Here is a 26240-nt window from a genome sequence, read left to right on the forward strand (position 1 = left end):
GTGTTACACCTCGCATTTTTGTATAGGCGAAACGATGGATGCAACATACTCCTCAATTTGATTTAATCCGTCTCGGCGTGTATCCTTATTTAAAAGAACTTGTTCAAGCTGGCCAATTTTATTAACAATTGCACTTCCAATTACAATGCCGTCGCTATGTTCTTTTAACACCTCTACTTGTTCACTTGTTGAAATCCCAAAACCCACGGCAACCGGTATAGAAGCTGCTGCTTTCACATCTTCTAAAAAGGTGCCAATATCAGCTGGCAACGTAGAGCGAACCCCAGTAACGCCTAAAGACGACACGCAGTATAAGAAGCCCGTTGCATCTGCAGCGATTTTTTGAATACGCTCTTTAGATGTAGGAGCAACCATCGAAATGTACGCAACTTCATTTTCAGCGGCAAGCTCCCGGATACGGCCACTCTCTTCGTACGGTAAATCCGGAATTAGCACTCCATCTATTTCATTTTCTCGCATTAACGCGAAAAAGGATTCTAAACCTAATTGTAACACAGGATTAAAATAGGTAAAGAGAATTACCGGTATTTTCACACCTTTTTTTCTCATCACCGATACAAGCTTAATGGCTTTTGAAATAGACATACCGCCAGATAAAGCTCTTTTGGACGCCTCTTGAATAATTGGACCATCTGCTAAAGGGTCGGAATATGGTACGCCCAGCTCTAAAATAGAAGCACCTTGCTTTTGCAAAGACAAAGCAATATCCACCGTTGCATCTTCATGAGGATCTCCTGCTGTAATAAATGGAATAAACAATGTTTCATGTTTAGGTAGTCTCGCTTCAAACGTATTCATGTTCTTCTTCCTTCCCTTCTAGCAAGTTTACTAATGTATGAACGTCCTTATCTCCTCGACCTGACAAGCAAATTAAAATTGTTTCTTCTTTCGTCATGCTTTTAGCCAGTTCAAATGCTTTTGCCAGCGCATGGGCGGACTCAATAGCCGGGATGATTCCCTCTGTTTTCGCCAGCAGCTGAAGAGCTTCGATTGACTCATCATCCGTTACACTTTCGTATTCCACTCTTCCAATAGATGAAAGGTGAGAATGCTCTGGACCGATACCTGGATAATCCAAACCTGCTGAAATAGAATACGGTTCTGTAATCTGACCATTTTCATCTTGAAGTAAATACGTGAGCGTTCCGTGAATAACACCTTTTGTGCCTTTAGCCATTTTAGCAGCATGAAGGGCTGTATTTAGTCCTTTCCCTCCTGCTTCTACGCCGATCAAGCGTACATTTTCTTCTTTAATAAAATCATAAAACATTCCGATTGCATTACTGCCGCCTCCGACGCATGCCACGACAGCATTCGGAAGTTTGCCTTCTACCGCTGTAAACTGTTCTTTTGCTTCTTCTCCAATAATTTTTTGGAAATCTCGAACCATTTTAGGATAAGGGTGCGGTCCAATGGCCGAACCAATTAAGTAAAAATGATCTTCACAATGTTGAACCCAGTAGCGAATTGCTTCATTTGTTGCATCTTTTAGCGTTTTTGTTCCAGAAGTTGCGGGAATGACTTCCGCTCCTAGAAGCTTCATGCGAAAAACGTTCAACGCCTGACGTTCAATATCTTCTTCTCCCATGAATACTTTACATTCCATTCCGAACTTTGCAGCTACTGTAGCTGTGGCTACCCCGTGCTGACCCGCTCCTGTTTCAGCAATAATTTTTGTTTTTCCCATCCGTTTAGCAAGTAAAATCTGTCCAATGGCATTATTGATTTTGTGAGCACCCGTATGATTTAAGTCTTCACGCTTTAAATAAATTTTTGCCCCGCCGAGCGTTTCGGTAATATTATCAGCATACGTTAAAGCTGTTGGTCGCCCAGAGTAGTTAACAAGTAAGGATAGATACTCATCTTTAAATGCCGGATCTTTCATTGCTTGATTCAAAGCTGCTTCTACTTCTTCAAGTGGTTTCATTAATGTTTCAGGTACGTATTTTCCGCCAAATTCACCAAAGCGGCCAAATTCATCAGGATGATTGTATGTCATAGTATGATCTTCCTTTCAATCTCTATAATTTTTGTATAGTCCTTCGTTCCATTTGTTTCAATACCGCCAGAAATATCAATCGCCCCAGGCTGGTAGGATAACAAGTTCTCAATGTTACAAGCATTGATTCCTCCAGCAATAAAGCATTTTTTACCTAAACTTTGGGCAGCTGATTCATACTGAGGAACGAAGCTCCAATCAAAAGCGACGCCTGTTCCTCCAAATTGTTCTTTAACCTTGCTATCAATTACATACCCGTCAGCCTCTTCATATACATGCATTTGCTGCAGCGTTTCTTTATTGTGAGGGAGCGCTTTCCACACTTCATATCCACGCTGCTTTAACTGACGTACGTCCGCAGCTGTTTCTTGCCCGTGGCACTGAATTACATCTAAATTTGTTACGGAGGCAATTTCAAGTATTTGATCTACCGGTGTATTAACAAATACCCCTACTAGCGAGACTTGTTTTTTTATTTCATCCGTTACAAACTCATTTACTCGTTCAGGCTTTACATATCGTTTACTTCTAGGATAGAAAATAAAGCCAATGTGAGTAGCAGCCGACTTTTCGATTAAAGCTATATCTTGTTTTGATCGAATACCACAGTACTTAATGAGCATATTCACTTTCCCCAAACAGCTTTTCAATCGCTTTGGTTTGATTATCCTGCCTCATAAGCGACTCCCCTACTAAAATAGCTTTTGCTCCCGCTTCTTTTACGTAGGAAACATCATCGTATAAGTAAATTCCGCTTTCACTCACTAACAGCTGATCTTTCGGAACATGCTTGGCGATTTCTTTTGTCTGCTTCAAGCTGGTTTCAAACGTGTGAAGATTTCGATTATTAATTCCAATAATCTTCGGGGTAAATACAGCTAGCAGCTTTTCAAGCGTTTCTAGAGAATGTACTTCTACTAAACAATCTAACTCTTTTTCAGCAGCTTGAAGATAAAGCTCTTGCAATTTTAATGGTTCAAGTGCTTCTCCAATGAGTAAAATAGCATCAGCACCGATTCTTGCACTTTCTTCCACTTGAATGGAATCAATGATGAAATCCTTGCGAAGCACAGGGACAGAGACATGCTGTTTAATGTCACTTAAAAACGTTCGATGTCCTTGAAAATAGTGCTGATCTGTTAACACAGACAAAGCATCTGCTTTCCCTTTCTCGTAGGCTTTAGCAATTTCCACAGGCTGAAAATTCTCTTTTATTAATCCTTTAGAAGGCGAGGCTTTTTTCACTTCTGCAATAAGAGCCAGCTCTCGATTCGGATTTGATAAAGCGTCTAAAAACGATCGTTTTGCAACATTTTGCTGTTCGGGTAACTGTAGGTTTTGAATTTCTTCTTTTTTTGTTTCAATAATTTTATTGAGCATGTTCAACCACCTTTTTCGATTTCAATCGTTGTAATTGCGTGTATGCAGCACCTGATTCAATTGTTTCTAAAGCTACAGCTACTCCTTCTTCAAAAGTAGAAACGTTTCCGCTAACGTAAATAGCTGCAGCAGAGTTTAATACGACTGCGTTTTTAGCAGTTACATTACTTTTATTTAAAAATAGCGATTCAATAAGCTCGGCACTCGATTTCGCATCTTCTACCACTAAGTCTTCAAGCTTCCCTCTCTGTAAGTGTACATCCTCTGGTGCAAGCGTATATTCTGTAATGACATTGCCCTGTACTTCTACAACATCCGTTACATCCGTGGCACTAATTTCATCTAAACCGTCCCTGCCTGCAACCAGAAGGACGTGGTTAGCTCCCAGTACAACAAGCGCTTCTGCTAATTTTCGTGCAAGCTCAATGGAATAAACGCCAATTACTTGCTTTGTGCAGTTAGTAGGGTTTGCTAATGGACCTAATGCATTAAAAACGGTTCTAAACCCTAATTCCTTTCGAGTAGCAGCAACGTGTTTCATAGCAGGGTGATAAAGCGGCGCAAATAAAAAGGACATGTTGAGGTCAGCCACCGCATTTTTCACTTCTTTTTCATTTCCTTGAATCCATATATCCAGATGTTCTAACACGTCTGCACTTCCGCTTTTAGAAGATACGGCGCGATTTCCGTGTTTCGCAACCTTTACTCCCGCAGCAGATGCCACAATCGCACTAGCCGTCGAGATATTAAACGTAGAGGCCCCGTCTCCTCCCGTACCGCATGTATCTACTACGTTTAATTCTTCTAGAGAAATAGCATTCATATTATTTTTCATACCTCGGACAAAACCAACAATTTCATCGACGGTTTCTCCTCGGTACGTTAAGATGGTTAGCACGCTAGCAATTTGAGCTGCCGGGACTTTGCCGTTCATAATATCATTCATAATTTTTTCTGCTTCTTCCGCTGAAAGTGACTCACCGCGCAAACACTTTTTTAACAATTCTTTAAACATATACATCCTCCTTTTTATCGTAGATGTCTTGGGCTAATTGAATTGTTTTGATTAAAGCGCTAGCTTTATTGCGGGTTTCTTTCCACTCAAGCTCCGGTTTTGAGTCAGCAACCACTCCTGCTCCGGCCTGGATATAAGCGGTCTGGTCTTTCAAAAGAATGGTCCGAATCGCAATGCACGAATCAATGTTTCCATCAAATCCGAGATATGCTACGGTTCCTGCATATACATTTCGCGCAACTGGTTCAATTTCATTTAAGATTTGCATCGCTCGCACTTTTGGAGCGCCAGATACGGTACCCGCTGGAAATGCAGAAAGCAGCGCATCAATGGGATGTACTTTTTCGTCAAGGCGCCCTGTCACTTTAGAAATCAAGTGCATGACGTGCGAAAAGTTAACCTGCTGCATTAATACTGGTGTTTGGACACTTCCATACTGTGCAACTCGGCCGATGTCATTCCTTGCTAAGTCCACGAGCATATAGTGTTCTGCCCGCTCTTTTTCATCGTTAATTAAGTCTTCGTATAAGCGCGCATCTTCTTCTGCATCTCTGCCACGTCTTCTCGTTCCTGCAATCGGATGAATTTCTAAATGGCCGTTTTCAATTTGAATCAACCGCTCAGGAGAACTTCCAATTAACTCCACGCCTTTTACTTTCACGTAAAATAAATAAGGAGACGGATTAACTAATCGCAATACTCTGTAAATATCAAATCCAGCTACGGTCGTATCAATTTGAAATCTCTGCGACAATACGGCTTGAAAAACATCTCCACTTTTAATGTATTCCTTAATTTTTTCCACATCTTGCACAAATTTATCTTTTTGGTATGACGATGTCACGCCTTCAAAGCTAACTTCGCGCTGCTCGCTTTCAAACATCATTGGCTTTTCTTTCACCGTCTGCGCTATTCTTTCAACATATCTATTGATCTCTGCTAAAGCTTCACCGTATTTTTCTTTTTTCTGCTGCTCTTTGTCTTGCTCATTAAGCTGAATGTAGTGAATCACCATAAGCTCTTTTGTTCGATGATTGTACGCAAGCATCGTTTGACAATAGATAAAGTGAAAAGTAGGCATGTTCAAATCATTTTGGGCATGTACGTTCACTTTTTCAATTTGCGATACTGCGTCGTAGCTGATAAACCCTACTGCTCCTCCTTTAAAAGGAAGTGCAAGGTCTGGTACTTTCACTTTCAGCTCTTGCTGAATTTTACAAAACACCTCTTTAAAGCTATCTCCTTGCAGCATAGGCTGAAGCTGCTTGTTTTTTGCTAGATAGGTTCCGTTTTCTTCCTCAACATACAAAAATGGATTTAAGCCAATAAAAGAATAATTGGACCATGGTGATGATTCATCGTTACTTTCAAGCAAATATACAGCTTCATCTTTTACTTGTTGAAAAAGATCAACAGGTGTCATGCTATCGATAAATATTTTTTTTATAATTGGAATGGTTAAATACTCTGTAGAGTCTTCTAAAAAAGAAGTATACGTGTTCGTCATATCTTTCAATCCTCCATTTCATGGAGAATGAGAATAGATGAGGTTATATAAAAGAGGATATAATAAATAAACCCAAAGACACATCAAAAATGGGCCTTTGGGTATACGAATGGTAAAATTCACTCAACTAAACTCTGCTCAACTGTCTCATTCTCGTCTACCCTAATCTCAACTAAACTGTCTATTGTTTTCTCATAACTAAAATCTCTAAACTAACTTGTTACCAATTGTAGTACGTTTCAAATTCATTTGTCAACTACTATCTACTTGGTTTTAGACGAAACTAAGCTTTAAGCTCTTCATTCAGCAGTTTAAGAATCACTTCATCTTCTACTTGTTGAACAAAAGGTTTGCCTATGCCTTCAAGCAGTACCATGTGAACATTGCTTGATTTAGACTTCTTGTCCGCTTTCATTCTTACGAGCAGTTTTTCAGCTGAAAGGTGGTTTGGAACAGACGTCTCATAGCCAAATTTTTCAAACCATTTCGCAATTTCAGCTACAGGGAACTCGCTTTTCCCAAGCGTATTGCTGACTTTCATAGCAAACAGCATCCCAATGGCTACGCCTTCTCCGTGGCTGATTTGTCCATAGCCGCACTCTGCTTCGATCGCATGTCCTAGCGTATGTCCAAAGTTCAGATGAGCGCGAACGCCAGCTTCTGTCTCATCTTCTTTTACAACAGATGCTTTGACTAAAATACCGTTTTGAATAGCATAAATTAATTTTTCATCTTGTAAATCAGTCAGCGATTGTATATTTTGCTGAAGCCATTCATAAAATACTTCATCGTGAATAAAAGCGTGTTTAATCACTTCTGCAAAACCGGAACGCCATTCTCTTTCGGGAAGCGTTTTAAGAAGATCAATATCATAAATAACCGCTTCAGGCTGATAAAAAGCACCAATCATATTTTTTCCAAGCTCATGATTAATGGCTACTTTACCGCCTACAGCACTATCGTGAGCAAGAAGCGTCGTTGGCACTTGAATAAAAGAAATTCCTCTCATATAAGTAGCGGCTACAAATCCAGCTAAATCGCCTACTACCCCTCCGCCAAAAGCAATAACGAGTGCATTGCGGTCAAGCTGCTGTTCGAGCGCAAATGTCTGACAATCGTAGTAATGTTGAAATGACTTTGCATGTTCACCGCTTGGCACTACGTATTTAGCCACTTTAAACTTTGTCTCAATCGCTTTTACAACCGCTTCTCCATAATATGAATCTACAGCTGAATCGGTGATGATTAACACGGACGACAGATTAGATTTTACACTCTCGATAATAGAAGGCAGCTTTTCAATTAATCCATTGCCTAAATAAAGAGGATATGTTTTGGATAAAGTTTGAATATCAATTTGCAACATTAAAACTCCCTCGCATGTGCACGCATTTTCTCAATATTTTCAGCAATTAAATCAATTCGGTCTTGTCCAAACTGTTCGATTAGCGCATCAGCCAATTCCCAAGCTACAACAGCTTCTGCTACAACGCTTGCAGCCGGCACAGCGCAGCTGTCTGAACGTTCAATGCTTGCCTCGAAGGCTTCTTTTGTTTCAATATCAACACTTTTTAACGGCTTATAAAGCGTTGGAATAGGCTTCATTACACCGCGTACTACAATTGGCATACCTGTTGTCATGCCGCCTTCAAAGCCTCCTAAGTTGTTTGTTTTACGGGTATACCCATTCTTTTCATCCCATAGAATTTCGTCATGAACTTCGCTTCCTGGTCTGCGAGCCGCTTCAAATCCAATCCCAAACTCAACGCCTTTAAATGCATTAATGCTCATAACAGCTGCAGCAATCTTCGCATCTAATTTACGATCGTAATGAACATAGCTGCCTACTCCTGCTGGCACGCCTTCAATAATAACTTCTACTACGCCTCCGATAGAATCGCCATTTTTCTTAGCATCATCGATTGCTTGCATCATGTCTTTCTCAACAGCTGAGTCAAAACATCTTACTGGAGAAGCTTCAGTGACTTCTTGAAGTTCCTCTAAGCTTTTGTATTGAGGCGGATTTGCCTGTACGCCGCCAATTTCTAATACATGTCCAGCTACAGAAATCCCGAACTGAGCAAGGATTTGACGAGCGACAGCACCTGCTGCTACCCTTACAGTTGTTTCGCGAGCTGAAGAACGTTCTAATACATTTCTCATATCGCGATGACCATATTTAATAGCGCCGTTTAAATCGGCATGCCCTGGTCTTGGTCTTGAGATTTTACGCTTTACTTCTTCTGATTCTTCTTCAGAAATTGGCTCGATGCCCATAATTTTTGTCCAGTGTTTCCAGTCGTTATTTTCTACCGCTAACGTAATAGGAGATCCTAGCGTATAGCCGTGGCGGACACCACTTAAAATTTCCGCTTGATCTTTTTCAATTTGCATACGTCTTCCGCGACCATGACCTTTTTGTCTTCGCGCTAAATCTGTATTGATGTCTTCGGCTGTTAAAGGAAGCCCTGCCGGAACACCCTCTAAAATAGTAGTCAACTGTGGACCATGTGATTCTCCTGCTGTTAAATATCGCATAATCGTACCTCCGCTTAATATGTATTATTCGTCAGAATTTTTCCATTTTTAAATATGACTATACCATACTATAACATAAGAATGTACAAAAAGTTTCACCCTAGCTTTTAAGAAACCGCTTCAGGTTATCTCGATTAAATGGTCTTTACTTTTCTGTAAAAAAACGTATCAGCCGTTTCAAATCCATACTTTTGCGGAGTAAAAACCTGTTCTGTGCTACCTACAAATAAGATGCCGCCAGGTGCTAAAGCTCTGCTGAATTTTTCATATAAAGCATGCTTAGCTTCATCTGTAAAATAAATAAGCACATTGCGACAAACAATCAAGTCAATGTTTTTTGGAAAAGAGTCTGACAGTAAGTTATGTTTTTGAAAAACAACTGTTTTTTTGATTTTTTCATCTAATAAGTACCCGGTTCCTCTTTGTTGAAAGTACTTATTTTTCATCGAAACAGGCATTTCCTGAAGTGAACGTTCATCATAAAAGCCTATTTTTGCTTTTTCTATCACTTTTTCATCCAAATCGGTCGCCAATATAGAAATACGCGAAAGAGGAAAAAATGTCGATAAAACCATCGCTAGTGTATATGGCTCTTCCCCTGTTGAACAGGCAGCACTCCACACTTTCAGCTCTGTTTTTCCTTTTACAAGAGTCGGTAAAATTTTTTGCTCCAATATATCCCACCGCTGATAGTTGCGATAAAACTCTGACACGTTAATCGTCATCCGATCTAAAAACTCCTCAAGCAGTTCGTTGTTACTGTTCATTGCTCGATAATATTCAAAAAAACTAGAAAAACCTTTTTTTTCATATAGGGAGGTAAGGCGGCGTTTCATTTGAGACTGCTTATATAGTGATAAATCAATGCCTGTTTTTATTTTTATTTTCTCCACAAACGCGTCGTATTCATCTATCATTTTTGACTCTCCTTTCTCATTTCTATACGTTGATGTTAGACGTATAAAGAAATAAAACCTTTATATACGCTTATCTCCTTACTAATATATCGGAATACATTGTGAAAATGTTTATGTAGAGAGATATTCGCAATCAATAGCTTAGGACCTATGTATAAACACAATAAAAAAGACGAATGAAAATTCATTCGTCTCCTTGCGCTATCTAAATTAGTAAATCCAAGCGTCTGCGTCTTTTTTATAGAAAGTCAGCTCTTCACTTTCAAAGAATAAGCTGATTTCACGCTCCGCACTTTCTGGTGAATCTGAGCCGTGAATAATATTCTTATCGACAATCAGTCCATAGTCACCTCGAATAGTTCCAGGAAGCGCTTCTTGAGGGTTAGTTTTCCCCACCATTTGACGTGATACTGAAATCACGTTTTCACCTTCCCATACCATAGCAAAAACTGGACCTGATGTGATAAATTTCACTAACTCACCGAAGAAAGGTTTCTCTTTATGTTCACCGTAGTGTGTTTCAGCTAATTCCTGCGAAATATGCATAAGCTTAGCTCCGACTAATTGAAAACCTTTTTTCTCAAAGCGAGAAATAACCTCACCAATAATGCTTCTTTGTACCCCGTCTGGTTTGACCATTAAAAACGTTTTTTGTATCATTTTACTCTCCACCCCTGAAGTTCATGATATGTAAACAAGTTTTGAAAGCGCAATCACACCTCATGAAGATATTAACATTGTTTCGAGCAGTTTACAACTTATGAAAGTAAATAAATCAAAATTTCCGTTTTCCAATGTACTTCGCAATTTGATGCAGCGTTTTTTTCGCCTTGTTTGGCGGCAGTTCTTCTAAAATGCTCATCGCTTTTTGCAGATAACGATCGCTCATCTCAAATGAACGTTCAATGGCGTTAGAAGATTTAATATCAGAAATAATTTCATTGATCAGCTCTTGCTCATATTCCCTCTCGAAAAGCTGTTCTACTTTATCTCGAAACTCAGCATTTTCAATGGCATACAAAACTGGCAGCGTAATATTTCCTTGCAGTAAGTCGCTGCCAACTGGTTTCCCGAGCTGTTCTTCTGATGAGATAAAATCTAAAATGTCATCGGTAATTTGAAATGACATTCCCACGTAATATCCAAACCAAAATAAACGTTTATGTATATCTTCAGGAGCTCCCGCTGCAATTGCGCCTAACTGACAGCTTGCAGCAATTAGCAGTGCCGTTTTACGTTTAATTCTACGCAGATACACGCGTAAGTTTTGGTTTAGGTTGTATTTGTCCTTAATCTGTTCAATTTCACCGAGCGTTAATTCCACCATCGTATTAGATAAAATTTTATGTGCTTCCACATCTTTAACCTCGCTCATAACTTCAAGCGCACGAGCAAAGATGTAATCCCCTGTATACATAGCAATACGATTGTCCCATTTTGCCTTAATTGTTGGTTTTCCGCGTCGCTTATCAGCGTCATCAATAACATCATCATGAACAAGAGACGCCATATGAATCAACTCAAGCGCTACTGCCACGTGTTTGATTTGGTCGATGTTGTAATGCCCAAATTTAGCTGCCAACAAAACAAATACAGGGCGAATTCGTTTCCCCCCTGCTTGTAAAAGGTGAAGAGAAGCATCTGTGATAAGTGTTTCATCGGTATGAACAGTTTGTTCAAGTTCTTTCTCAATAAGGGTAATATCCGTATTCAAAAAAGCGTACATCATTTTTAGTTTCATTGGACTCACCTTGCATTATATATTCATTCTTTACTCCTTATCCTACAGGCTGTTGCACCTGTAGGACAAGCTTTTTCTCTTTTATCGTTTGTACCCTAGATGCATCGCTGCTACTCCACCTGTGTAAGATTTCACTTCAACATCTGTCAAACCGGCTTCACGGAACATATCAGCCAATTGCTTTTGACCTGGAAAGTCCCTTGCTGACTCTTGAAGCCATGAATATTCATCATAGCTTTTAGCGACCATCTTTCCAAGCGCAGGCATAATATACTTAAAGTAAAGCAAGTACATTTGTCGGTAGCCGATCATCGTGGGCTGAGACGTTTCAAGGCAAACCACTTTTCCGCCAGGCTTCACGACGCGCTGCATTTCCTTTAAAACTTGAAGGTAATCGGGCACGTTGCGCAGTCCGAATCCAATCGTTACATAGTCAAATGAATTATCTTCAAAAGGAAGTTCCATCGCATTGCCATGTAGTAAGGTAATATTTGAAAAAGGTGAGTTTTTTACTTTCTCTTCACCAATCTTTAGCATATTTTGACTAAAATCCAGGCCAACTGCCTCTCCTGTTTCTCCAACTGCTTCAGCCATAGCTAGCGTCCAATCCGCAGTTCCGCAACAAACATCTAAAGCTTTTGTTCCTTTTTGAACATTCATTCGCTTCATCGTATCTTTGCGCCATGCCTTATGACGCTGAAAACTAATAACAGAATTCATTTGATCATAATTTTTGTATATTTTTTCAAATACGCCATGGACACGCTGTTCTTTTGATTGCTGCATATCTCTATCCTTCTCCTACGACATTTTTCAGCACTTCTAAGCTAGATGTAAGTTCATCTAAGTGCTCTCTTAAAAACTCATTCATCACAAATTCACTTCGTAAGTATCCTCTAACAATGTTTACAGACTGTTGAGTATACGAATAAAGGTATTCTTTTATTTGCTCTTGATTCATGCCAATTTGTTTGCAATAGTTTAGCAAGAGAGTAGGCTCTTTATGCTGTAATGACTTTAATTGCTTTAATATCCCGTTCAAATACGCTGCATGTTTTAAAAGTTCTTTCCACTCTTCACGTTCAAAATAGTCACATAAGCATCTTACAAACGATGATTCTGCTGCTAAAAAACTATTCATAACGTCGTGTGGATTAGTAGAGCGATTGTTATAAATGTGTATCTTAGCGATATTAATTTCTTTAATAGCAGATGCTATAACTTTCATTAAATTCAGCTGGTTGCTTTGAGCTAAATAGTAATAGTACAGGCCGCTGTAATAATCTCCGGCCAAAACTACCAGCTGCCGCTCATGCAGCTTTCCTTCATTTCCGCTAACATTTTGAGTGGAGACTAGATCGTGGGTATCAAGTGCGGTTTGAACGAGCATCACAGATAGCACAGAGCTGTTCTTTTTTTCTTCTTCCATTGAAAGAGTATCTAAGAACGAACACATGTACAGTAATCTATTTTCATCAATACGCGGATGATGAATATATTTTTTTACATATGGATGACTTAATTCAACATGAAGCTGTTCTTTCATGTTGGCCACAATATCATAGATGGTTTTTACGCTCATCATCCTTGTCTCCCTTTCCATCACTATTTGTTTAAAGTTCTTTTAACTCCAAATCGATAGTGTCAATTATAACATAATTACATTATAAAATACCCTTTAAATTCTTTTGAAGCTTTTTCATGGTTTAAATCATTTAGCTGCTCATCCGCTTGAACACCGTTCATCTACATACCATCTGGATTTCTCAGACAGTAATTTAAGATATTGCTTTTAGTTTCACCATGTTTTTCCTGTTCTTATTCATTTATTTTAAATATAAATAAAAGCAGGAAAATCCCTGCTTATTTTTTCGTATCGGATTCAATTTCTCCGTGAACAGTCTGAATGACGGCTTTGCCACGAATTTTAATTGCGGATGTATGCTCAGTAAACTGCGCAATCATTACTTCGCCTTTATCTAGTTTTTCTGAATGATGAAATCGCGTATCTGCTCCTCGCGTTAATCCAATTACGTTAACTCCATCTTCGACCGCTTTAATGACAATATACTCGGGCGTTCCTTTTTGTGTCATATTCTCTTCTCCTTCATCATCCACATTATGATTTAATCAGTGATAAAACTTCAGCTCTAGAACTTGCATCGTGTTCTAACACTCCACGTACAGCAGAAGTGATTGTCATAGCTCCAGGCTTTTTAATGCCTCGCATGGTCATACACATGTGCTCTGCTTCCACTACTACCATTACCCCGTGCGGCTCTAATGTTTCTACAATAGAATCCGCCACTGTAGATGTAATTCTCTCCTGAAGCTGAGGACGCTTCGCAACAGCTTCTACCGCTCTTGCCAGCTTACTTAAACCGGTCACTCGTCCGCCTTTTGGAATATACGCAACATGAGCTTTTCCATAAAAAGGAACTAAGTGATGTTCACACATAGAGTAAAAAGGAATATCTTTTACAAGCACTAGCTCTTCATGGTCTTCTCCAAAAACTGTTTTAAAATGCTCTTTTGGATCTTCATTCAACCCGGAAAAGACTTCCTCATACATTTTAGCTACTCGCTTTGGGGTATCTAATAATCCTTCACGGTTTGGATCTTCGCCAATTGCTTCTAAAATTAGTCTCACGGCTTGTTCGATCTGTGGTTTATTTACAGATGACATGTTGTTGCCCTCCAATTCGTTGCATTACGACTTTATGAAAAAAATTCTAGCATATGTATATACCAAAGGCAAAAAAGAAAGGTCGCAAATGTGCGACCTTTCAAAGCTCTTCATCAACGGCTATGAATAAAGCCATTTTATGTAGATATTATTTTACAGCATCTTTAAGAGCTTTACCTGGTTTGAATGCAGGAACTTTGCTAGCAGGAATTTCGATTTCTTCGCCAGTTTGTGGATTGCGTCCTTTACGAGCAGCACGTTCACGTACTTCGAAGTTACCAAAACCGATAAGTTGAACTTTGTCCTCAGCTTTTAAAGCTTCTAAAATTGTATCGAAAACAGCATCAACTGCTTTTGTAGCATCCTTTTTTGAAAGCTCACTTGCTTCTGCAACAGCATTAATTAATTCTGTCTTGTTCATGCCATTCACCTCCTCCCAAAATCGGATCATATAATAACTAAAAACCTTGTTAGAAAAGGAATCTAGTAATTCGTTATATCTCATTCTTTAACAAAACAAATGGATATTATACATAACCTATGTATCGACAAGCCTAATCATAAACGATTGAACTAAATAATTCAATGTTTTTCATTCATCTGCCGTATGTATGTAATGAAAACAGTATGATCGATCGATTTCTGTTAAAAGATTAACATATTGAACAAGGCATAGCAAGCAGAAAATAACGCAGGAATAAGATAACCACGCGATCTATCACAATATATGTAAAGTTTTGTATGTTCTATCCAAAAAGAAGAGGCTCCTTTATGAGGAGCCTAACGTTACATTCTTATAAAATAATCGCGATTAAACCTCCAGATCCTTCGTTGATAATCCGTTCTAGCGTTTCTTTTAACTTATATCGCGCATTTTCAGGCATCAGCGACAGCTTTCCTTGAATCCCTTCTCTTACGATTGAACTTAGAGAGCGGCCAAATATATCTGAATTCCAAATTGAAAGCGGATCATCTTCAAAGTCTTGCATCAAATAACGAACTAATTCTTCGCTTTGCTTCTCCGTTCCGATAATCGGCGCAAATTCTGATTCTACATCCACTTTAATCATGTGTATAGAAGGTGCCACTGCTTTTAAACGAACCCCAAAACGCGATCCTTGGCGAATAATTTCAGGTTCATCAAGGCTCATATCCGAAAGCGAAGGTGCAGCTACACCATAACCCGTTTGTTTAACCATACGAAGGGCATCAGAGACTTGATCATACTCGGTTTTTGCATGCACAAAATCTTGCATTAACTGCAGCAAATGATCTCTTCCGCGAATTTCTACTCCCACGATTTCTTTCAAAATCTGATCGTATAAGTCATCTGGAGCATATAAGTCAATTTCGGCAATTCCCTGCCCCATCTCAATTCCGGCTAATCGAGCCTGATCGATAAACTCAAACTGGCTAAATTGCTCTACTACCCGTTCAACGTCTCTCAGCCTCTTAATATCTTTTACCGTTTCTTTAACGGCTTCTTGATAGCTTTCACGCAGCCAATGTTTATCTTTTAAAACCATTACCCAGCTTGGTAGATTAACGTTGACTTCTAATACAGGGAACTCGTAGAGTGCTTCTCTTAATACGTTCATCACATCAGTATCGCGCATGCTTTCCACACTCATCGCTAATACTGGAATATCATATTTTTCATTAAGCTTTGCACGAAGCTTTTCTGTATCAGGATGATATGGCTGTACGGTATTAATAACCATGATAAATGGTTTGCCTACTTCTTTTAGCTCATTAATGACGCGCTCTTCTGCTTCCACGTAATCTTGACGAGGTATATCTCCAATTGAGCCATCTGTTGTAATGACGACACCAATCGTTGAGTGTTCTTGAATTACCTTTCTCGTTCCAATTTCAGCCGCTTCGTGAAATGGAATTGGTTCTTCATACCAAGGTGTATTGATCATTCGAGGTCCGTTTTCATCTTCGTACCCTTTAGCGCCAGGCACCGTATATCCTACACAATCTACTAACCGTATGTTAACTTCTAGCCCGTCATCTACCAAAACATTAACTGCTTGATTCGGTACGAATTTCGGCTCAGTTGTCATAATCGTTTTTCCAGCTGCACTTTGTGGTAGTTCATCTTGTGTGCGAGCTCTTTCTGCCTCGTTCTCGATGTGAGGCAGGACCACCAGCTCCATAAATTTTTTAATAAATGTAGATTTTCCTGTTCGAACTGCTCCCACCACACCTAAATATATATCGCCTCCTGTACGTTCAGCGATATCTTTAAATACATCCACCTTTTCCAAAAGATCCCCTCCGATCTATGAGTTCATGGAATATGACATCCATTGCGAGAGTAAATTAGGACACTATATAGTTATGACGTTGTCCTATTAAAATATGACTTTTGATAGAAAAATTTATGATTTTTTTCATGCACATGCTGACTTAGTCATTCTGATTATCATTATTGGTGTACAAGAAAGAGAAAACCCCTTCTCTCTGAATATTATTCAAGGAGAAGGGGTTCATGACTTATTTTTTAAAAAATATTGGTTCATTCTTATCGTTGACTGTATAAGGAAGAGAGTAAGCAGGTACAAAATCACTGTTTTCCACAAGGAGCTTTCGTATATCTTCACCAGGTTTGTAGGAGCTTTTATGCTTTTGAATGGCATCATACAAATCAGGGCGATAATCTACAAATACATCTCCCTGTCCATTAACAATTAAAGAAAGACTATTCCCTGTATATGGGCTAGTAACGACAGGAGGCTCTTTCATATTCAATTTTTTATAATTAATAGAGAATACGCCGGGAGCGATGACGTCTTTAAACGGTACGTACCCTTTATGATTTTGACGGTATATATTCAAATGTACGTTAACATCTTGAATCGTATCCGCCATCCGTAAGTCTAATAATTTAACCGTCGGCTTTGTTTCTGCATCCACAAGCACGTACGCAAATATCCCTCCGCTTTCATACGAATTCCCAGGTGCGTCTTGCATGTATCTAGGAACAATTTTCGTAAAGTCAATCGGATATTTTTGATAAATCGGCGTGTCCATATCTTTCGTTTTTATCGGCAATAAGCCTCCGCTTTCTTGTTTAAATTGATCAACCGCCGTTTGCACGGAAGCAACTTGATCTTTATAAGGAACTTGATTTTGAGACATTCTTTCCGTCGGGTACAAACAACCGGATAATATAAAAATGGTTAACCCAACAATAGACGTTAGCATGAATTTTTTCATTTTTCTCACCCTACCATATGTACATTAAGCATCTGTCGGCCCGCTGAATACAACAATTACCATAATAAGACCTGCTACAATCATAAGCGAATAGGCAATGAAAGCGAGTACAATTTTACCAATGCGGTTCGTAATTTTATAACGACTAAAGTAAATAGAAAATACCGAAATAAACATAAATACAATGGAACCCAATGAAATCCACATCTTTAACAAACCTGGCGACAAATTGCATCCACTCCTTTTTTCACCGTTATTATAACATAAGGACTTATAGTTAAGATGGATATTGATAGAACTTTCTAAATTCACTATTTATTTACCTTCCAGTGATTCATGCTCTATAGTAATTACTTTCCTATTAAATTGACAAATTCCTGCTTTTTCGCATAAAAAAAATCGAAGCGAAGGGGGCTCTTCGCTTCGATCATAACTAAATATTCCCATACTAACAGTTCTACTCATCTTTATTTACACGTTATTTTATGCAAGTAAATGATTTTGGGTATCGCCAATTGCCTATTTTTTCATATTTCTTTGCACTTAATTTAATTTTTCTCCTAAAACATTCGCTAAATCTTCCATTTCATGTGTTTTAGTACGAGACATAAGCGCGTCTACTGCATCCTTTGCCTTCACATCATTAAACAGTACATTATATAAAGCATCAGCAATCGGCATTTTTACGTCATATTTTTGAGATAGCTGGTAAGCTGCTTTCGTCGTGCGTACACCTTCTACAACCATTCCCATATTTTCTAATACTTCGTCTAAATTTTTGCCTTTCCCAAGAAGATTACCAGCGCGCCAATTTCGAGAATGAACGCTTGTACACGTTACAATCAAGTCCCCAATCCCGGTTAAACCTGAGAACGTCAGAGGATTGGCGCCAAGCACAGTACCTAAACGAGCGATTTCAGCTAAGCCACGAGTCATAAGAGCGGCCTTCGCATTGTCACCATATCCAAGTCCATCCGTGATACCAGCAGCAAGAGCAATAATATTTTTTAACGCTCCCCCAATTTCCACACCAATCACATCAGGATTTGTATAAACACGGAAGTACTGTTGATTATTAAATAAATCCTGCACTTTTTCTGCTGCTTGTATATTTGTTGAAGCTGACGTCACGGTTGTCGGCTGCCTTCTACTTACCTCTTCAGCATGACTCGGACCTGATAAGACAACGATGTCTTTTGTATCAATTTCTTGTTGAATCATTTGAGATATACGTAAAAGAGAATCCGGTTCAATCCCTTTACTCACGTGAACAATTGTAAACAGTTCATCGGTAAGGGATTTTAGCTGCTGCAACACTTCACGAATGGCCTTCGTTGGAACAGCTAAAATAAGGGTTTCAACACCCTCTATTGCCTTTTCTAATGACGTAAAACCTTTAATCTGATGAGGAAGCTCTACACCAGGCAAATATTTTTCATTCTGATGCGTCTCGTTGATTTGATCAATGACTTGTTGTCTATGTCCCCAAATGCGAACATCGTGTCCATTTTCCGCCAATACGAAAGCTAATGCAGTTCCCCAGCTTCCTGCTCCTAGTACAGCTATTCTTTCCACGCCGATCACATCCTCTGTTATTTTCTTGGTCTTGCAATAATTTTAATTGGAGTTCCTTCGAATCCAAAAGCTTCACGAAGCTTATTTTCTAAGAAACGTTTATATGAAAAATGCATTAGCTCAGGATCATTTACAAACACAACAAAAGTTGGCGGCTTGATTGCTACTTGAGTTGTGTAATAGATTTTTAAGCGGTTGCCGTTGTGAGTAGGCGTAGGGTTCATTGCTACTGCATCCATAATCACATCATTTAAGATGCTTGTTTCTACACGTACCGCATGGCTTTCGCTTGCAAGATCAATCATTGGCAATAGCGTATGCGTACGTTTTTTCGTTTTAGCTGAAAGGAATACAATTGGAGCATATGTTAAGAACTGAAAATGCTCACGTATATTTTCTTCAAATTTTTTCATTGTTTTTTCATCTTTTTCTACTGTATCCCATTTGTTCACAACGATGACAACAGCTTTTCCAGCTTCTTGTGCATAGCCGGCAATTTTCTTATCTTGTTCAATAATACCCTCTTCAGCATTTAATACAACTAAGACAACATCTGAGCGTTCAATTGCCTTTAATGCGCGCAGTACGCTGTATTTTTCAGTACTCTCGTACACTTTTCCACGCTTTCTCATTCCAGCTGTATCAATAACAACATATTCTTGATCTTCTTTTGTAAACTTTGTATCAATAGCATCGCGTGTCGTGCCGGCAAGATCACTGACAATAACACGGTCTTCACCTAGAAGAGCATTAACTAATGAAGATTTTCCTACGTTAGGACGACCAATCAATGAAAATTTAATGACGTCTTCTCCGTAATCTTCGTCTTTTTCTTTTGGAAAGTGCTTAGCTGCCTCGTCTAGCAGGTCACCTAAACCTAAACCATGCGTTCCTGAGATTGGGAACGGTTCTCCATATCCTAGTGCGTAGAAATCATAGATTAATTCTCTCATTTCAGGATTATCTACTTTATTAACAGCTAGGACCACAGGCTTTTTGGATTTGTATAAAATTTTCGCCACTTCTTCATCAGCTGCAGTAATTCCATCGCGTCCATTCACTAGAAAAATGATTACGTCCGCTTCATCAATTGCAATTTCTGCCTGCTGTTTGATCTGTTCTAAAAATGGCTCATCTCCAATATCAATACCGCCAGTATCAATAATGTTAAAGTCCACATTCAGCCACTCACCTGAACTATAGATACGATCACGAGTTACACCCGGAATATCTTCTACAATAGATACTCGCTCTCCTACAATTCGGTTGAAAATTGTTGATTTTCCTACGTTGGGACGACCAACAATCGCAATAATTGGTTTTGGCATACGATTCTTCCCTTTCCTTGATCTTTTTTATGTATCGGCAACCAGTCTTTAATCGACTAAAGGTATTTATCTACATGTACAAATAAATAAGATCATTCTTTTTTCAAAAATTGAGGCCATGCAGCGTGGCATGACCTCTACTAATCGATCATAAGCGATAAAGCAGGCTTTTTATCAGCTCTATTTTACACCAAGCTGATTAACTGCCTATCCGCTGAATAAGCATTACTCTTTCAATCAAACAATTTTATCAAAAATCACCGGTAACAACAATATAATTTTACGAAATCTCTTCTTCTATTTGTAAGTACTTTGCTTTTGCCTGTGAGACTTCAGCACGTACAAATCTAAATAAGCAGAAAAATAAACCAGCATCTCCCAAATAAACATAGTTCCTACTGCTGTTGCTAAAACGTCGAGTGTCCGAAGAGACCCTACTTCATAAGATGCAATATCTCGAATAACAACTGCGTATAAAAAATCTCCTCCAACTACACCTAAAATGATCGCTGCGAATCTTTTTTCAGCATCTTTAATCACCATAAAGCAAATATATAAGATAAGTCCAGTCAAAATCCACTTACGATCAATAAAAATCCATACAGGATCATAGAGCTCAAGTAAACAAAAACCAGCATAGGCAATTATTATAATGCCGCATACAATAACATAATATAACTGCTGAAACCTGCTGTAGCCTGAAGCATAAACACACGCTACTCCCACTAAAAACAAAGCGGTGTAGCTACATGAAAACTGAGCCATATGCATGTTCATTCCGCTTAGGAGTATACTGATTAATATAATGGCTGCTACCTTCCAACGCCTAGGTGTTTTGGGCATAAGAAAAGTCGCAACAATCCATCCCATCCACGAAAGCCAATAAAAGAAAATTCCGTCCACTGAATATGGCACCTCCTCTACCTGTCATCAGTATGTATCAATTTGGTAAAACTTAATCGGAGTTTTAGAATAGAACCCTTTATTTTGGACAACCTATCAGAAAAAAGGAGGGAAACTAAAATGGGAAAAGATCGTCAAGAGAAAAAATTAAAAGAATCAAAACGAGTTGAATCTGACCGTGATCAAGGACTTCACTATCCGGGAGCAACTAGCTTGCAAAGTCCTGAAGAAGCGCGCGAGTTAAATGAGCACAAATAAAAAAATGCGCTGACTTAGTCAGCGCATTTTTTATTTTAAAACTGGATGTGAAACAGGATAGGAACGTTCTTTCTTTCCTGTAAACAAAAAGAGAACTCCTCCCACTAACAATAGTGCTCCTGACAAATAAAATCCGAATTCCATACTTCCAAGTTTATCTGCAAAATATCCGGTAATGTAAGGTGCAAAGATGGATGACAGCATGCCGCTGAAGTTAAAAAAACCGTACACTTTAGAGTACATGGACGATGGAGTAATATCTGCCATATACGAAATCAAAATCGGATCTAATGCTAATTTACCTATCAGACCGTACACAATTAAGCCGATTAATAGCCAAGAATAACTCTCTGTATAGGGAATAAAAAATTGACATAAAGCGCCCGCTACTGACAAACTCACAATTAATGCTTTTTTATTTGCAATTCGATCAGATATATATCCAAAGAAGATTGCTCCTGGAATAGACGCCCAAGGTACTAAAGATGCTATGATGCCTGTTTGAGACCCTTCTAAGCCTCGCGAGTGCTGTAAATAATACGGAAGCCACGTAAGCATCCCAAAAAATCCGTAAAGAGAGCAGAAGATTAAAATGTATACGAAAATATGATTTCTTGTAAATAATACTTTTAGCGACTGCTTTGTTTCTTTATTTGGCGCATTTTTTTCTTGATCCCTTTGCTTATCTTTTACAAAGAAAGCTATTAAAATAGCTATTACTATAGTCGGAATAGCAAATAAGTAAAAAGTAAACTGCCAGTCTTTTTCTAACGTATATGTAATGTATGTAGAACCGATAAAACCAAGTGATATACCAAAAGCCATTCCACTATTAATGAGCGCAGACACTAAACCTCGGTATCGTTCGGACGTGATGCTTGAAGAAATCCCGTATTGTGAACCATAATACGTTCCTTCTCCAAGCCCTGTCAGCGCCCGCATGAGTAAGAACATACCGAAAGTAGTTGTAAGTCCTGTGAAAAATGTGGCAACTCCAAACAAGATGTATCCAGCTACTAAGATCTTAACGCGACCAAATCGATCTGCCAAAAAACCCGTTGGAATTTGCATAGCTGCATACGCTGCAAAAAACACGGTAGACATTAGTCCAAGTTCAGCTTTATTAAGATCCCACTGCACACCGATATCTCCCATAACCGGAGATAAAATATTACGATCTGCATACATGAAAACCCAGCCTAAAAAGAAAAGAAAAATTGTAAATATAGAATGTCCTTTTTTCATTACGCCACCTCTTTTTTCTGATTTTTCTGTTCATTTAACTTATTATAAGGGGCTAACGTTTGGGATTTCATGCTTTTTGTCACTTCTTCTGCCAACATTTTTTGTTTTTCAAAATGAAAACGCGATCATTCATCTTCTAAAGAAATAAAAAAGCACGCAGTCAACTGCATGCTTTTTTATGATCTGTTATTAAATGTTTCTATAGATACATTTCGCTGAGTCAGCCAGCTATGGGTATCCCCTGTAATAACTAGAGGCATTTGCTGAAGCTTAGCAATAGAAGTTGCTCCTAACGCAGCCATGATGAACGTTAACTCCTCATGCAGCTCGGCTATCTCTTCTACAACTGCTTCTAAACCAGACTTCATTAAAATGGATAAAAAATATCCTGCCATTCCCGTTGCAGAAGCTCCTAACGCAATAGACTTAGCAATATCCATAGAGGTTTGAATACCTCCTGAACCAATAATGGACATACCTTCTACGTGCTGAGATACTTCCGCTAAAGAAGCTGCTGTGGAAATTCCCCAATCATTAAAGAAGTGAAAATGTTTTGCTCGTCTTTCATTTTCGATTTTCGAAAAATTGGTACCGCCGTACCCACCAATATCAACGATTTCAACACCAACATCTTTAAGTTTTTGCACTGCTTGAGCGCTCATCCCAAAACCTACTTCTTTGACAATTACAGGAACGGTTACTTCTCGGACAATGCGTTCAATACGACGTAATGCATCGGTAAAATCACGATCTCCCTCTGGCATGACCAGTTCTTGTATAACATTTAAATGAATTTGAAGTCCATTTGCTTCAAGCATATCAACCGCTTTTTTAGCTTGTTCAACTGTAGCTTCACTGCCTAGGTTGGCAAAAATAATTCCGTTAGGGTTTTCTTGACGCACTACTCTGTATGATTGTTCTTCCTTTTCATCTTTAATCGCAGCCATCTGCGATCCAACGGCCATTGCTAATTGACCATGATGAGCAATTTGAGCAAACGAACGGTTAATCCGTTCCGTTTCTTGTCCGCCTCCACCCGTCATAGCATTTATAAAAATTGGCGAACTTAACAAAAGTTCGCCAATTTTTGTATCAATATGAACATCTTGCACGCCTGTATTTGGTAAGCTATTATGAACGAAGCGAATATCATCTAGCCCGTGCAGCCGATGCTGTCCAGTTTGAATCGCATGATGAATGTGATCAATTTTACGTTTTGCTCTGCTCACAAATCATCACCATTACTTATCTTAATTTTTTTAATTGATCCCCAATCATATCACCTAATTGGAAACCTTTTGACTCTTCTTGTAATTCATAGTCACCGTAATCTTCTTGTTCTTCTTCCTCAAGATCACGAATGCTTAACGAAACGCGTCGTTCTTGTTCATTCACATCAAGTACTTTCACCGTCACTTTTTCGCCTTCAGAAAGCACTTCATGCGGTGTCCCGATATGCTTATGGGAAATTTGAGAAATGTGTACAAGTCCTTCTACTCCAGGTAGAACTTCCACAAAAGCTCCAAAAGATACAAGTCTTTTAACGGTTCCATCTACTACATCACCTTGGCGAAGCTTCGTAGAAATGTTGGACCATGGACCTTCTAACGTATCTTTAATAGATAATGAAACACGCCCCGTTGATTTGTCAACAGACAATACTTTGACTTTCACAGCATCTCCCTCAGCTACTACGTCTGAAGGTTTTTCTACACGCGTGTGTGAAAGCTGAGAAATGTGCACTAACCCATCTACTCCGCCTACATCTACAAACGCACCAAAGTCTGTTAAGCGCTGAACGGTTCCTTCTAAAACCTGACCTTCTTTTAATGACTCAAGAACATTTTCTTTTTGTTGTACAAGCTCTTCTTCTACAACTGCACGATGCGAAAGGATCACGCGATTTTTTTCTTTATCTAATTCCACTACTTTGACCGTAAGAGTTTGATCTTGATACTCTGCAAAATCATCAACGAAATGAGTTTCAACAAGAGAAGCTGGAATGAACCCTCTTACACCAATATCTACTACTAATCCGCCTTTGACAATTTCTTTGACTACCGCTTCAAACACTTCACCTGAAGAAAGTTTTGCTTCTAAACCATCCCATGCTTTTTCAGCATCTACAGCCCGTTTAGATAGCACAAGCAAATCGTCTTCCACTTTAATTACTTTCGCTTCGACTTCGGCACCTTCTTGGATTACATCGCCTGCTTTTTCAATATGTAAGCTCGCTAATTCACTAATTGGAATAATACCGTCTAGTTTGCTGTTAGGTACATCTACATACACTTGCTTTTCTTCTACTTTTGTAATAGTACCTTTTACTGTTTCTCCTACTTCTAATGACGTTACCTCTACTTGATTCATATCTTCTGTCATCGTCTTTTCCTCCTCCAATATCCATCTACAATATGTATTCCCTTGTAAGAGTTCTTCACTCTTTTAGCTCATCATTATTGTATATAGCTCTGTATAGAAAAAACTCTCTTTGTTACTAACTTCTAATAAATAGAATCTTTTGTCAAGTCATAAGGTTACAAACTATTGATATTTTTCAATTAATTTACCAATGCTTTTCATAATAGCTTCGGTTACTTCGTCGGCTGATGCTTTTCGTTCGCGAAGCTCATCCATCTGAATTGGCGGTCCGTATACTACTTTTAACCTTGCAAAACGCTTATATGGACCAATAACAGCGCAAGGCACAACAGCTGCTTTTGAACGCAAAGCAAAAAAGCCTACTCCAGCCATCCCTTTTCCTAATTTCCCATCTTTACTTCTTGTTCCTTCGGGAAATAATCCAAGCACTTTTCCTTCTTTTAAAATCTTTAACCCTTGGCGCAAAGCTTCACGATCTGCCATCCCGCGCTTTACAGGGAATGTTTCTAACTTTGGCAGAACCGTCTTCAGAAAAGGTGCTTTAAACAGCTCTGCTTTTGCCATAAACGAAATAGGCCTTGGACATGTCACACCTACAGTAGGCGGATCTAAGTTGTCAATATGATTTGAACAAAGCAACACTCCGCCTTCTGAAGGGATATTTTCTGCACCGATTACTTCATAACGATAAACTGGTGTTAAAATGCCTTTTACAATGGCACGTGCAAACATATAAAAGCTCAAAATCATCCAATCCTTTCTTTTGTAATAGAAAGTATTTTTTCTACAACTCCTTCAATCGATAAGGAAGTTGTATCGATTTCAATTGCATCTTCAGCTTTTTTAAGAGGTGCTACTTCGCGCTCAGAATCCAGCTTGTCTCTGCGGGCAATTTCTTCTTTTAAACGCTCTAAATTTGATTCAAAACCTTTTTTTATGTTTTCGTCGTGGCGACGCTGTGCTCTTTCATCCACAGACGCTAATAAAAAGATTTTAACTTCTGCGTGAGGAAGCACGTGTGTACCGATATCACGTCCATCCATTACAACGCCTCCATCTTTAGCAAGGCCCTGCTGTCTCGCTACCATCTCTTCACGAACTGCACGATGTTTCGCTACGATGGATACAGAGTTAGTTACTTCTGCGGAACGAATTTCACTTGTAACATTCTGTCCATTCAAGATGACTACCTGTCCAGATTCAGACGGTTTTAAATCGATTACTGTTTCGTTAAGCAAATGCAATAGCTCTTCTTCATTTTGCAAATCTACCTGGTTTTTCTGCGCTTGATACGTTAGAGCACGGTACATCGCTCCTGTATCAACATAAATATATGATAAGGTTTCTGCTATAATCTTTGCCACTGTACTTTTCCCAGCAGCTGCAGGACCGTCAATCGCGATTGAAATTTGTTTTTCCATAAGTGCCTCCCTTAATTTCAAAACAGGAACAAACCACTTTCATCTTTTATACAATGAGCCATTTTATATGAAGCGTTTATAAACGAAAAAAAGAGCAGG

At 38.9% G+C, this 26240-nt stretch carries 28 protein-coding genes; 1 reads left to right on the forward strand and 27 read right to left on the reverse strand.

Annotated elements, in window-relative coordinates:
• Positions 1 to 3: 3 nt before the first annotated feature.
• The 22 genes from trpA to LAV82_RS03405 form a co-directional block, all read right to left on the reverse strand.
• A complete protein-coding gene (gene trpA / locus LAV82_RS03300; RefSeq protein ID WP_013059001.1) occupies positions 4 to 819 on the reverse strand; it encodes a tryptophan synthase subunit alpha in 816 nt (271 codons plus the stop codon).
• Positions 806 to 2020, reverse strand: coding sequence for a tryptophan synthase subunit beta (trpB, locus tag LAV82_RS03305; protein WP_013059002.1), 1215 nt, complete (start codon positions 2018 to 2020; stop codon positions 806 to 808). Before trpB ends, trpA begins: the two co-directional genes overlap by 14 nt.
• Positions 2017 to 2643, reverse strand: coding sequence for a phosphoribosylanthranilate isomerase (locus LAV82_RS03310; RefSeq protein ID WP_499715659.1), 627 nt, complete (start codon positions 2641 to 2643; stop codon positions 2017 to 2019). The genes trpB and LAV82_RS03310 overlap by 4 nt, the downstream gene beginning before the upstream one ends.
• Positions 2633 to 3400: an indole-3-glycerol phosphate synthase TrpC gene (gene trpC / locus LAV82_RS03315; protein ID WP_499715660.1), complete on the reverse strand. Its 768-nt coding sequence runs from the start codon at positions 3398 to 3400 to the stop codon at positions 2633 to 2635. Before trpC ends, LAV82_RS03310 begins: the two co-directional genes overlap by 11 nt.
• Positions 3390 to 4415, reverse strand: a complete 1026-nt coding sequence (gene trpD / locus LAV82_RS03320; protein ID WP_013059005.1) for an anthranilate phosphoribosyltransferase — start codon at positions 4413 to 4415, stop codon at positions 3390 to 3392. Before trpD ends, trpC begins: the two co-directional genes overlap by 11 nt.
• The gene (gene trpE, locus LAV82_RS03325) at positions 4408 to 5922 is read right to left on the reverse strand and encodes an anthranilate synthase component I (RefSeq protein WP_013059006.1); all 1515 of its coding nucleotides are present in this window, start codon (positions 5920 to 5922) and stop codon (positions 4408 to 4410) included. The genes trpD and trpE overlap by 8 nt, the downstream gene beginning before the upstream one ends.
• 283 nt (positions 5923 to 6205) lie before the next feature.
• Complete coding sequence (gene aroB, locus LAV82_RS03330; RefSeq protein ID WP_499715661.1) at positions 6206 to 7288, reverse strand: 3-dehydroquinate synthase; 1083 nt, start codon at positions 7286 to 7288, stop codon at positions 6206 to 6208.
• Positions 7288 to 8460, reverse strand: a complete 1173-nt coding sequence (gene aroC / locus LAV82_RS03335) for a chorismate synthase (RefSeq protein ID WP_013059008.1) — start codon at positions 8458 to 8460, stop codon at positions 7288 to 7290. The genes aroB and aroC overlap by 1 nt, the downstream gene beginning before the upstream one ends.
• 134 nt (positions 8461 to 8594) lie before the next feature.
• Positions 8595 to 9377: a CheR family methyltransferase gene (locus LAV82_RS03340; protein WP_211077342.1), complete on the reverse strand. Its 783-nt coding sequence runs from the start codon at positions 9375 to 9377 to the stop codon at positions 8595 to 8597.
• Between the two features lie 210 nt (positions 9378 to 9587).
• Positions 9588 to 10037 carry a nucleoside-diphosphate kinase gene (ndk, locus tag LAV82_RS03345; RefSeq protein ID WP_013059010.1) on the reverse strand — a complete coding sequence of 150 codons (450 nt, stop codon included), beginning with the start codon at positions 10035 to 10037 and terminating at the stop codon, positions 9588 to 9590.
• Between the two features lie 115 nt (positions 10038 to 10152).
• Positions 10153 to 11118, reverse strand: a complete 966-nt coding sequence (gene hepT / locus LAV82_RS03350; RefSeq protein ID WP_013084891.1) for a heptaprenyl diphosphate synthase component II — start codon at positions 11116 to 11118, stop codon at positions 10153 to 10155.
• Between the two features lie 81 nt (positions 11119 to 11199).
• Complete coding sequence (locus LAV82_RS03355; protein ID WP_013059012.1) at positions 11200 to 11904, reverse strand: demethylmenaquinone methyltransferase; 705 nt, start codon at positions 11902 to 11904, stop codon at positions 11200 to 11202.
• 4 nt (positions 11905 to 11908) lie between these two features.
• Entirely contained in the window at positions 11909 to 12700 is a 792-nt protein-coding gene (locus tag LAV82_RS03360; protein ID WP_244856518.1) for a heptaprenyl diphosphate synthase component 1, read from the reverse strand.
• A 281-nt stretch (positions 12701 to 12981) separates the two neighbouring features.
• Positions 12982 to 13212, reverse strand: a complete 231-nt coding sequence (gene mtrB, locus LAV82_RS03365; protein WP_013059014.1) for a trp RNA-binding attenuation protein MtrB — start codon at positions 13210 to 13212, stop codon at positions 12982 to 12984.
• A 25-nt stretch (positions 13213 to 13237) separates the two neighbouring features.
• Complete coding sequence (gene folE / locus LAV82_RS03370; RefSeq protein ID WP_013059015.1) at positions 13238 to 13804, reverse strand: GTP cyclohydrolase I FolE; 567 nt, start codon at positions 13802 to 13804, stop codon at positions 13238 to 13240.
• Positions 13805 to 13952: 148 nt separating this feature from the next.
• Positions 13953 to 14225, reverse strand: coding sequence for a non-specific DNA-binding protein Hbs (gene hbs, locus LAV82_RS03375; RefSeq protein WP_013059016.1), 273 nt, complete (start codon positions 14223 to 14225; stop codon positions 13953 to 13955).
• Positions 14226 to 14598: 373 nt separating this feature from the next.
• On the reverse strand, positions 14599 to 16077 hold the full coding sequence (spoIVA, locus tag LAV82_RS03380) for a stage IV sporulation protein A (protein ID WP_013059017.1): 1479 nt from the start codon (positions 16075 to 16077) through the stop codon (positions 14599 to 14601).
• 229 nt (positions 16078 to 16306) lie between these two features.
• A complete protein-coding gene (locus tag LAV82_RS03385) occupies positions 16307 to 17029 on the reverse strand; it encodes a YphF family lipoprotein (protein ID WP_029320416.1) in 723 nt (240 codons plus the stop codon).
• A gap of 24 nt (positions 17030 to 17053) precedes the next feature.
• The gene (locus tag LAV82_RS03390; RefSeq protein ID WP_013059020.1) at positions 17054 to 17257 is read right to left on the reverse strand and encodes a DUF2768 domain-containing protein; all 204 of its coding nucleotides are present in this window, start codon (positions 17255 to 17257) and stop codon (positions 17054 to 17056) included.
• Positions 17258 to 17572: 315 nt separating this feature from the next.
• Positions 17573 to 18604 carry an NAD(P)H-dependent glycerol-3-phosphate dehydrogenase gene (locus LAV82_RS03395; RefSeq protein ID WP_013059021.1) on the reverse strand — a complete coding sequence of 344 codons (1032 nt, stop codon included), beginning with the start codon at positions 18602 to 18604 and terminating at the stop codon, positions 17573 to 17575.
• 17 nt (positions 18605 to 18621) lie between these two features.
• Entirely contained in the window at positions 18622 to 19932 is a 1311-nt protein-coding gene (gene der / locus LAV82_RS03400; protein WP_013059022.1) for a ribosome biogenesis GTPase Der, read from the reverse strand.
• 297 nt (positions 19933 to 20229) lie between these two features.
• A complete protein-coding gene (locus LAV82_RS03405) occupies positions 20230 to 20835 on the reverse strand; it encodes a YphA family membrane protein (RefSeq protein ID WP_013059023.1) in 606 nt (201 codons plus the stop codon).
• A 120-nt stretch (positions 20836 to 20955) separates the two neighbouring features.
• On the opposite strand from LAV82_RS03405, the gene LAV82_RS03410 reads away from it, so the two are divergent.
• On the forward strand, positions 20956 to 21093 hold the full coding sequence (locus tag LAV82_RS03410) for a YpzI family protein (protein ID WP_013059024.1): 138 nt from the start codon (positions 20956 to 20958) through the stop codon (positions 21091 to 21093).
• A gap of 30 nt (positions 21094 to 21123) precedes the next feature.
• On the opposite strand, the gene LAV82_RS03415 is transcribed toward LAV82_RS03410, so the two are convergent.
• The 5 genes from LAV82_RS03415 to cmk all read right to left on the reverse strand — a co-directional run bounded on the left by LAV82_RS03415 (position 21124) and on the right by cmk (position 26141).
• Positions 21124 to 22338, reverse strand: a complete 1215-nt coding sequence (locus LAV82_RS03415; protein WP_499715662.1) for an MFS transporter — start codon at positions 22336 to 22338, stop codon at positions 21124 to 21126.
• Between the two features lie 176 nt (positions 22339 to 22514).
• On the reverse strand, positions 22515 to 23567 hold the full coding sequence (fni, locus tag LAV82_RS03420; RefSeq protein ID WP_013059026.1) for a type 2 isopentenyl-diphosphate Delta-isomerase: 1053 nt from the start codon (positions 23565 to 23567) through the stop codon (positions 22515 to 22517).
• Positions 23568 to 23583: 16 nt separating this feature from the next.
• Positions 23584 to 24720, reverse strand: a complete 1137-nt coding sequence (rpsA, locus tag LAV82_RS03425; protein WP_013059027.1) for a 30S ribosomal protein S1 — start codon at positions 24718 to 24720, stop codon at positions 23584 to 23586.
• Positions 24721 to 24882: 162 nt separating this feature from the next.
• Entirely contained in the window at positions 24883 to 25470 is a 588-nt protein-coding gene (locus tag LAV82_RS03430; RefSeq protein WP_013059028.1) for a lysophospholipid acyltransferase family protein, read from the reverse strand.
• The gene (cmk, locus tag LAV82_RS03435) at positions 25467 to 26141 is read right to left on the reverse strand and encodes a (d)CMP kinase (protein ID WP_013059029.1); all 675 of its coding nucleotides are present in this window, start codon (positions 26139 to 26141) and stop codon (positions 25467 to 25469) included. Before cmk ends, LAV82_RS03430 begins: the two co-directional genes overlap by 4 nt.
• Positions 26142 to 26240: the final 99 nt, after the last annotated feature.

This window comes from Bacillus sp. ILBB4 (assembly GCF_035064545.1).
Lineage (GTDB): Bacteria > Bacillota > Bacilli > Bacillales > Bacillaceae_H > Priestia.